Here is a 4,822-nt window from a genome sequence, read left to right as displayed (position 1 = left end):
CGTCAACCTGATGCCCGATGTGGTCGACCAGTTGCGCGACAAGCATTACATCGTCGGCCAGTTGCAGCGCGTTATTTTCTTCGAGCCCGGCGTCAAGGAAACCGACTGGAGTGCCACTGATGTGGTGCAGGGCGTCGATGGCAAGGCCCGGCGCTGGGTTTATCTGCACTACTTCAAGGACGGCCAGCCCTCACTGAACTGGCTAGACCCAAGCTTTGCCGCACAGCAGATGATCATCGGCGATGCGCTGCATGCCATCGATGTCATGGGCGCACGGGTATTACGCCTGGACGCAAACGGCTTTCTGGGTGTCGAACGCCGCGCTGAAGGCACGGCCTGGTCGGAAAGCCATCCGCTGTCGATCACTGGCAACCAGTTGCTGGCCGGGGCAATCCGCAAGGCGGGCGGCTTCAGCTTTCAGGAACTGAACTTGACCATTGATGACATCGCGTCCATGGGCCAGGGCGGCGCTGACCTGTCTTACGACTTCATTACACGCCCGGCTTATCAGCACGCGCTGCTGACCGGCACCACCGAATTCCTGCGCTTGATGCTGCGTCAGGTTCATGCGTATGGCATTGATCCCGCTTCGCTGATCCACGCCTTGCAGAACCACGACGAACTGACCCTGGAACTGGTGCATTTCTGGACGCTGCACGCCCACGACACGTTCCACTACCAGGGTCAGACGTTCCCCGGCAACATTCTGCGTGAGCATATCCGCGAAGAAATGTACGAGAAGCTTTCGGGCGAACACGCGCCTTACAACCTCAAGTTCGTTACCAACGGCGTGTCCTGCACGACGGCAAGCATCATCACGGCGGCACTGGGCATTCGCGACCTGAGCACGATTACCGATGCCGACATTCAGCAGATCCAGCACATTCACCTGTTGCTGGTGATGTACAACGCCATGCAGCCGGGTGTGTTCGCGCTGTCTGGCTGGGACCTCGTCGGCGCGCTGACGCTTCCAGCCGAGCAGGTTGAGCACCTCATGCAGGACGGTGACACGCGCTGGGTGCACCGTGGCGCCTATGATCTGGTCGATCTGGACCCGGAAGCCGAGTTTTCTGCCGGCGACATGCCGCGTCCGAAGACGCTGTATGGCAGCCTGGTCAGCCAGCTCCAGCGGCCTGACTCGTTTGCCTCGCAGCTCAAGAAGATTCTTGCGGTGCGTCGCGCCTACGACATCGCCGCGAGCCGCCAGATTCTGATCCCGGATGTCGAGCATCCAGGGCTGCTGGTCATGGTTCACGAGTTACCGGCGGGCAAGGGCACGCAGATCACCGCGCTCAATTTCAGCGCCGAGACCCTCGTTGAAACGCTGCACTTGCCGGGCATCGCGCCAGGCCCTGTCGTCGACATCATCAACGAGCGGGTTGAAGGCGATCTGACCGAGCAGGGCGAGTTCACCATCACTCTGGACGCCTACGAAGGCCTCGCCCTGCGCGTGGTCAGCACCTTGCCGATCTGATCGATCAGTGCCGCGCCGGGTCGGCTGCGCATCCAGGCTGGCCCGTCATACCGCGTCAGGCTGGTGCTTTTTCAGGCGATAGGCAAACTGGGCGCGGCTCAACCCCAGCAGACGCGAAGCCGCAGCCAGGTTGCCTGCGCTTTTTTCCAATGCCTCGCGAATCAACTGCTGCTCAAGCTCTTCAATCGAAAAAGCCTGTTTTTCCTGACTCAGCGTATCCAGCAGGGCGGCGCCCTGTGCCGTGCGTGCAATCGGTGGAGCGGCCTTGGACAGTGCGCCGCCGTGGTTCAGCGAGTACGAATCCACCGGCAGTGATTCGTTACGAAAGATATGCACCAGATCAATGGCCTGGCCTTCATCGCTGGCAATCAGGCCGCGCTCGATGAGGTTCTGCAGTTCGCGTACATTGCCGGCGAAGTCGTAGCGCAGCAGTGTTTTCAACGCGCGCATGGTCAAGCCTGCTGGCGTGCGTCCGTACTCCTGGCAGAAGCGCTGAAGAAAGGCGTTGATCAGCAGGGGAATGTCATCGCGGCGCTCGCGCAGCGGGGGCAGGGCGATGGGGTAGACGTTCAGGCGATAAAACAGGTCTTCGCGAAAATCACCCTCGGCCACGGCCTTGCGCAGATCGACGTTGGTCGCCGCCACCACGCGCACAGTAACCTTGATGCCGTGGCCACCACCGACGCGTTCTATTTCCCGCTCTTGCAGGGCGCGCAGCAGTTTGCTTTGCCCGGCCAGGCTCAGCGAGGTGATTTCATCCAGAAACAGCGTGCCGCCATTGGCACGCTCGAAACGTCCGGGTCTTGAGTGCGTGGCTCCCGTGTACGCCCCGCGCTCGACGCCAAACAGTTCGGCTTCGATCAGGTTGTCGGGAATGGCTGCGCAGTTGAGCGCCACGAAAGGGCCTTCCCGGTTATGGCTGAGCTGATGCAGCTGGCGGGCGAACATCTCTTTGCCGACGCCGGACTCGCCGCTGATCAGCACGGTTGCCGGGGTCATCGCCACGCGCTGCAAGGCCTGAGTGGCCGCGTTGAACGCTGCGCTGGCGCCAATCAGTGGCTGGTCGGTGCCTGTCGGCGGGCCGGCGTCATAGTGGGCGTTGGCCAATGCAAGCGTATGGGCCGGCGCGACGGTCTTGGCCACGCTCAGGTAACTCAGGTCGCGCTCGACGTCACCCCATTGCTCGGCGGTCTTGCCGATGACCCGGCAGCTTGCGTGCCCCATGCCACGGCATTCCACCTCGCGAAAGATCACCATTTGCCCGAACAGGCCGCTGACAAAGCCGATGGCGTAGCCGATTTCGGTCCAGCAGACCGGGTCCTGCCCGGTGCCACACGCTGCAAGATGCTCGTCAGCTTCGCAGGAGTTGTGCCAGAGAAACTCGCCTTCATAGAATCCGGACTCGGCGTCGAACTTGAAATGCAGTGGTTCGACCTTGGCCATGCCTTCCAGCGTGTGCAGGCGGGTGCCAGCGCGAAACGCCGACGTGGCATCGGCGAGTGGCCAGCGCTCACGAATCAGCCGGGCGTCACGTGCGCCGGAAAGATAGCCTGCGCGCGTAAACATCCCACGCGCCTGCTCCTGCCCCAGCCGTTCGATGATTTCCCGGCGCAGGGTGCCGAACGATGAGCTGTGCAGCAGCAACATGCGCTGGTCGTTGAGCCAGATGCGGCCATCGTCGGGCGAGAAGAACAGGCAACCGGTCAACTCCTCGGCAGTCGGCGAACCCACTGCGTCGGGCAGACTGCTGTCGCCACGTGGCGAGAAATGTTCAGTGGTCACGCGGTGGTCGGGAAGCTGGGAGTGAGGGCGGGTCATTGTTGTACCTCGACCGGGCAGTGATCGAAATGATCAATAGATAAGCCGATTAATAAACATAACTTTATCAAATGAACAAGCTCGATCAGCGTGACCGCTGGCTGGCAAGGTGTGCTAAACGCCTGCGTACCTCGGATAAACTTGTTCCAGAGCGGTCAAGGCTTCATATGACAAGCAGATTGCAATCCCGGCACAGGCTTTGCTCAGGTGTGTATACGGCGCGTGCTACCCAATCAATGGTGCAGGCGATTACAACCATAAAAGCCGGAGTTCAACTATGTCAGCTTCTGATGGCACCCCTCTGTTGCAACGCGCAATCGACGCCGAATGCATATTCAATGGCAACTGGATTCCTTCCTCATCTGCACTGCTGCCGATCATCGAGCCTGCGACCGGCGAGTTGCTGATGAACACGGCAATGGCAGGTGCGGCCGACATCGCCATTGCCTGCCGGGAAGCCGCACTGGCTCAGCCTGCCTGGGCGGCGATGGGGCCTCGGGAAAAAGCCGAAATTTTTCTGATGGCCGCCGATCATGCGGTCTGCGCGTTCGATGAGCTGGCGCTGTATGTTGCCCGCGAGACCGGCGGCAGCCTGCACAAGGGCCAGCATGAAGTGAACGAAACCATCGTGCTACTGCGCCAGGCTGCTGGCATGCTTTCACAAGCGCATGGTCATGGCGTGATTCTGCCCAGCGCTGCCGGGCGTCTGTCCTACGCGCGGCGTGTTGCACACGGCGTGGTAGGGGTTATTTCACCGTTCAACTTTCCGTTGGTGCTGTCCCTGCGCTCGGTCGCCCCGGCGCTGGCTGCCGGCAATGCCGTGGTGCTCAAGCCTGACCCGCAGACGCCGATCAGCGGCGGCTTTCTGATCGCTCGGCTGTTCGAGGAAGCCGGGCTGCCCAAAGGCCTGTTGCATGTATTGCCAGGTGCGGCAGATGCTGGCGAAGCGCTGTGCCGCGACACCAATGTGCAGATGATCACCTTTACCGGTTCGACCGGTGCCGGACGCAAGGTGGCCGAAGCGGCCGGGCGCAACCTCAAGAAGGTTTCTCTGGAGCTGGGCGGCAAGAATCCGCTGGTGATTCTTGAAGACGCCGATCTTGATCTCGCCGCCAGCAACGCGGCCTTCGGCGCCTGGCTACATCAGGGGCAAATTTGCATGGCCACCGGCCTGATTCTGGTTCATGAGTCCATCGTTGCCGCGTTCACCCGCAAGCTGGCAGACAAGGCCCGGGCGTTGACGGTCGGCAATGCGGCGCGCGGAGAAGCGGCGCTGGGCCCGCTGATCAACCAGCGGCAGTTGCAGCATGTTCATCAGGTGGTCAGCGACAGCTTGCAGGCCGGTGCGCAACTGGAAACCGGCGGCGAATACGAAGGCCTGTTCTATCGGCCCACCGTGCTCAGCGGCGTGAAGCCCGGCATGCGCGCGTTCGAGGAAGAGATTTTCGGCCCGGTGGCGGTGGTGGTCAGTTTTTCCAGCGATGAACAGGCCATCGAACTGGCCAACCGCTCGGAATACGGGCTGGCGGC

The 4,822-nt window shown here is 61.5% G+C and carries 3 protein-coding genes; 2 read left to right on the top strand and 1 reads right to left on the bottom strand.

Annotated elements, in window-relative coordinates; all coding sequences use genetic code 11:
* A partial coding sequence (treS, locus tag DW49_RS0100760; RefSeq protein WP_024420870.1) for a maltose alpha-D-glucosyltransferase occupies positions 1-1,474 on the top strand: 1,474 nt, incomplete at its 5' end.
* Between the two features lie 45 nt (positions 1,475-1,519).
* Here the strand turns inward: treS and DW49_RS0100755 are convergent.
* Positions 1,520-3,292: a sigma-54-dependent Fis family transcriptional regulator gene (locus DW49_RS0100755; protein ID WP_005618253.1), complete on the bottom strand. Its 1,773-nt coding sequence runs from the start codon at positions 3,290-3,292 to the stop codon at positions 1,520-1,522.
* A 277-nt stretch (positions 3,293-3,569) separates the two neighbouring features.
* Between DW49_RS0100755 and DW49_RS0100750 the strand changes: the two genes are divergently transcribed.
* Positions 3,570-4,822 (top strand): aldehyde dehydrogenase family protein (locus DW49_RS0100750; protein ID WP_024420872.1); only part of this gene is annotated, 1,253 nt, incomplete at its 3' end.

This window comes from Pseudomonas avellanae BPIC 631 (genome assembly GCF_000444135.1).
In the GTDB taxonomy this organism is placed as follows: domain Bacteria; phylum Pseudomonadota; class Gammaproteobacteria; order Pseudomonadales; family Pseudomonadaceae; genus Aquipseudomonas; species Aquipseudomonas avellanae.
This window is presented reverse-complemented; position numbering and strand designations above follow the sequence as displayed.

What these genes read in the sequence shown, in the direction of transcription:
- DW49_RS0100755 (WP_005618253.1), bottom strand. Translation starts at nt 3,292, where the DNA reads ATGACCCGCCCTCACTCCCAGCTTCCCGACCACCGCGTGACCACTGAA.